Source organism: Nocardia bovistercoris (assembly GCF_015674855.1).
Lineage (GTDB): Bacteria > Actinomycetota > Actinomycetes > Mycobacteriales > Mycobacteriaceae > Nocardia > Nocardia bovistercoris.
This window is the reverse complement of record NZ_JADMLG010000036.1, coordinates 1-5,202: the sequence shown is the minus strand read 5'-3', so window position 1 is coordinate 5,202 and position 5,202 is coordinate 1. Positions and strand designations below refer to the sequence as shown.

Genomic DNA, 5,202 nt, shown 5'->3' with positions numbered 1-5,202 from the left:
TGATCGTGTGTTGTTTCAGATACCACACAGTGGACGCACATTCTTTGTCTTGGTAAGCCCTCGGCCTATTAGTACCAGTCACCTACACCCGTTACCGGACTTCCAGTTCTGGCCTATCAACCCCATCATCTGTAGGGGGCCTTACCCACTCGAAGGTGGAAAGAAACCTCATCTTGGAACAGGCTTCCCGCTTAGATGCTTTCAGCGGTTATCCCTTCCGAACGTAGCAAACCAGCCATGCCCCTGGCGGAACAACTGGCACACCAGAGGTTCGTCCGTCCCGGTCCTCTCGTACTAGGGACAGCCTTCCTCAAGTTTCTGACGCGCGCGGCGGATAGAGACCGAACTGTCTCACGACGTTCTAAACCCAGCTCGCGTGCCGCTTTAATGGGCGAACAGCCCAACCCTTGGGACCTACTCCAGCCCCAGGATGCGACGAGCCGACATCGAGGTGCCAAACCATCCCGTCGATATGGACTCTTGGGGAAGATCAGCCTGTTATCCCCGGGGTACCTTTTATCCGTTGAGCGACACCGCTTCCACTTGCCGGTGCCGGATCACTAGTCCCGACTTTCGTCCCTGCTCGAGCTGTCACTCTCACAGTCAAGCTCCCTTGTGCACTTGCACTCGACACCTGATTGCCAACCAGGCTGAGGGAACCTTTGGGCGCCTCCGTTACATTTTGGGAGGCAACCGCCCCAGTTAAACTACCCACCAGGCACTGTCCCTGAACCAGATCATGGCCCGAGGTTAGAAGCCCAATACGACCAGAGTGGTATTTCAACGACGACTCCACGAACACTGGCGTGCCCGCTTCACAGTCTCCCACCTATCCTACACAAACCGTACCGAACACCAATACCAAGCTATAGTGAAGGTCCCGGGGTCTTTTCGTCCTGCCGCGCGTAACGAGCATCTTTACTCGTAATGCAATTTCGCCGAGTCTGTGGTCGAGACAGCAGAGAAGTCGTTACGCCATTCGTGCAGGTCGGAACTTACCCGACAAGGAATTTCGCTACCTTAGGATGGTTATAGTTACCACCGCCGTTTACCGGGGCTTAAATTCTCAGCTTCGCGCCGAAGCGCTAACCGGTCCTCTTAACCTTCCGGCACCGGGCAGGCGTCAGTCCGTATACATCGTCTTACGACTTCGCACGGACCTGTGTTTTTAGTAAACAGTCGCTTCTCTCTGGTCTCTGCGACCCAACCCCGCTCCCACCGCAAGGGTGTTCACCGGATCGGGTCCCCCTTCTCCCGAAGTTACGGGGGCATTTTGCCGAGTTCCTTGACCACAGTTCTCTCGATCGCCTCGGTATTCTCTACCTGACCACCTGTGTCGGTTTGGGGTACGGGCCGTGTACCAACTCACTAGAGGCTTTTCTCGGCAGCATAGGATCACTGAATTCACCTCAATCGGCTACGCATCACCTCTCAGGCTGTTGCCGTGCGGATTTGCCTACACGACGCCCTACAGGCTTACACCAGTACAACCACTCACTGGCCCAGCTACCTTCCTGCGTCACCCCATCGCTTGACTACTACAACCAGGATCCCACGCAGCCACTTCGAGTCTCCCGAAGGAGATCCCTCCATATTTGGGTGGTTAGCACAATTGATTCGCCATTGGGCGCGGATACACGGGTACGGGAATATCAACCCGTTGTCCATCGACTACGCCTGTCGGCCTCGCCTTAGGTCCCGACTCACCCTGGGCGGATTAACCTGGCCCAGGAACCCTTGGTCATTCGGCGGACGAGTTTCCCACTCGTCTTTCGCTACTCATGCCTGCATTCTCACTCGCACAGCCTCCACAACTAGCTCACGCCGCTGCTTCCCTGGCTGCACGACGCTCCCCTACCCACCCGGTCTCCTGGCTCGAAAGCAAGATAATAACCGAGTGCCGCGGCTTCGGCGGTGTACTTGAGCCCCGCTACATTGTCGGCGCAGGATCACTTGACCAGTGAGCTATTACGCACTCTTTCAAGGGTGGCTGCTTCTAAGCCAACCTCCTGGTTGTCTTCGCGACCCCACATCCTTTTCCACTTAGTACACGCTTAGGGGCCTTAGCCGGCGATCTGGGCTGTTTCCCTCTCGACTACGAAGCTTATCCCCCGCAGTCTCACTGCCACGCTCTCACACACCGGCATTCGGAGTTTGGCTGACTTCGGTAAGCTGGTAGGCCCCCTAGGCCATCCAGTAGCTCTACCTCCGGCGTGAAACACGTGACGCTGCACCTAAATGCATTTCGGGGAGAACCAGCTATCACGGAGTTTGATTGGCCTTTCACCCCTACCCACAACTCATCCCCTCAGTTTTCAACCTAAGTGGGTTCGGGCCTCCACAACATCTTACTGCTGCTTCACCCTGGCCATGGGTAGATCACTCCGCTTCGGGTCTAGAACACACGACTCAACGCCCTATTCGGACTCGCTTTCGCTACGGCTACCCCACACGGGTTAACCTCGCCACATGCCACTAACTCGCAGGCTCATTCTTCAAAAGGCACGCCATCACCCCGAAAGGCTCTGACGGATTGTAAGCGCACGGTTTCAGGTACTATTTCACTCCCCTCCCGGGGTACTTTTCACCTTTCCCTCACGGTACTAGTCCGCTATCGGTCACCAGGGAGTATTCAGGCTTACCGGGTGGTCCCGGCAGATTCACAGCAGATTTCACGGGCCCGCTGCTACTCGGGCACCCATCACAACAGAGACCATGTTTTCACCTACGGGACTCTCACCCTCTACGGTCGGCCATCCCAGACCACTTCGACTAACACGACCTTTTCTGACTGCTGCTCCTCACGGCAGTGAGAAGAAGATGGACCCCACAACCCCACACGGACAACCCCTGCCGGGTATCACATCCGCATGGTTTAGCCTCATCCGCTTTCGCTCGCCACTACTCACGGAATCACTGTTGTTTTCTCTTCCTGTGGGTACTGAGATGTTTCACTTCCCCACGTTCCCTCCACACACCCTATACATTCAGATGCGGGTGACACGACATCACTCGTGCCGGGTTTCCCCATTCGGAAATCCTCGGATCTCAGCTCGGTTGACAGCTCCCCGAGGCATATCGCAGCCTCCCACGTCCTTCATCGGCTCCTGGTGCCAAGGCATCCACCGTACGCTCTTACACACTTACAAAAACAAAGATGCTCGCGTCCACTGTGCAGTTCTCAAACAACACACCCGAAAAAACCACACCCCGGACCAGCCGACCCCACAAGGAGACCGCGGTATCACGAGAGGAAATCCCGGATCGTCATATCTTGCCTGGAAAGAACGCCTGTTCTTTCAGGACCCAACAGTGTGCCGATATATCCCCTCCCACGAACCACTCGGGATCCGCGGTAATCGAGAAGAGCCTGCCAGTGTTCCACCCAATGAGCACCGCAGTTCCACATTCGAGAACTGAACGGCTCTGCCCACGACCACGTCCACCTGTGTGAACGAACCGATGGGAGATGCTCCTTAGAAAGGAGGTGATCCAGCCGCACCTTCCGGTACGGCTACCTTGTTACGACTTCGTCCCAATCGCCAATCCCACCTTCGACGGCTCCCTCCCACAAGGGGTTAGGCCACCGGCTTCGGGTGTTACCGACTTTCATGACGTGACGGGCGGTGTGTACAAGGCCCGGGAACGTATTCACCGCAGCGTTGCTGATCTGCGATTACTAGCGACTCCAACTTCACGGGGTCGAGTTGCAGACCCCGATCCGAACTGAGACCGGCTTTAAGGGATTCGCTCCACCTCACGGTATCGCAGCCCTCTGTACCGGCCATTGTAGCATGTGTGAAGCCCTGGACATAAGGGGCATGATGACTTGACGTCGTCCCCACCTTCCTCCGAGTTGACCCCGGCAGTCTCCTGCAAGTCCCCGGCATAACCCGCTGGCAATACAGGACAAGGGTTGCGCTCGTTGCGGGACTTAACCCAACATCTCACGACACGAGCTGACGACAGCCATGCACCACCTGTACACCGACCACAAGGGGGCCTACATCTCTGCAGGTTTCCGGTGTATGTCAAACCCAGGTAAGGTTCTTCGCGTTGCATCGAATTAATCCACATGCTCCGCCGCTTGTGCGGGCCCCCGTCAATTCCTTTGAGTTTTAGCCTTGCGGCCGTACTCCCCAGGCGGGGTACTTAATGCGTTAGCTACGGCACGGATCCCGTGGAAGGAAACCCACACCTAGTACCCACCGTTTACGGCGTGGACTACCAGGGTATCTAATCCTGTTCGCTACCCACGCTTTCGCTTCTCAGCGTCAGTTACTTCCCAGAGACCCGCCTTCGCCACCGGTGTTCCTCCTGATATCTGCGCATTTCACCGCTACACCAGGAATTCCAGTCTCCCCTGAAGTACTCTAGCCTGCCCGTATCCCCTGCAAGCTCACAGTTGAGCTGTAAGATTTCACAGAAGACGCGACAAACCGCCTACAAGCTCTTTACGCCCAGTAATTCCGGACAACGCTCGCACCCTACGTATTACCGCGGCTGCTGGCACGTAGTTGGCCGGTGCTTCTTCTACAGGTACCGTCACTCACGCTTCGTCCCTGTCGAAAGAGGTTTACAACCCGAAGGCCGTCATCCCTCACGCGGCGTCGCTGCATCAGGCTTCCGCCCATTGTGCAATATTCCCCACTGCTGCCTCCCGTAGGAGTCTGGGCCGTGTCTCAGTCCCAGTGTGGCCGATCACCCTCTCAGGTCGGCTACCCGTCGTCGCCTTGGTAGGCCATTACCCCACCAACAAGCTGATAGGCCGCGGGCCCATCTCGCACCGATAAATCTTTCCACCACAAGACATGCACCCTGTGGTCATATCCGGTATTAGACCCAGTTTCCCAGGCTTATCCCAGAGTACGAGGCAGATCACCCACGTGTTACTCACCCGTTCGCCGCTCGTGTACCCCGAAGGGCCCTACCGCTCGACTTGCATGTGTTAAGCACGCCGCCAGCGTTCGTCCTGAGCCAGGATCAAACTCTCCGTTGAAGACTCACAACCACACCCCGAAGGGCGCAATCAAAAGAATCGAACTCGAGTCCGAAAACCCAACCAATAAACGCCAGCCAGAAAATTAGCTGACAAAATAAACCCTGCCACCCACACGGGGGTACGAGCAGCAGGAACCAAAAACATTTGGCACTGACATTCATCGACACACTATTGAGTTCTCAAAGAACACACGCACACAC

At 56.3% G+C, this 5,202-nt stretch carries 2 rRNA genes; both read right to left on the bottom strand.

What is annotated here, in order from left to right:
• Positions 1-48 precede the first annotated feature (48 nt).
• A 23S ribosomal RNA gene (locus tag IT779_RS37030) occupies positions 49-3,149 on the bottom strand.
• A gap of 331 nt (positions 3,150-3,480) precedes the next feature.
• Positions 3,481-4,999, bottom strand: a 16S ribosomal RNA gene (locus tag IT779_RS37025).
• The 16S and 23S rRNA genes sit together here, the layout of an rRNA operon.
• Positions 5,000-5,202 lie beyond the last annotated feature (203 nt).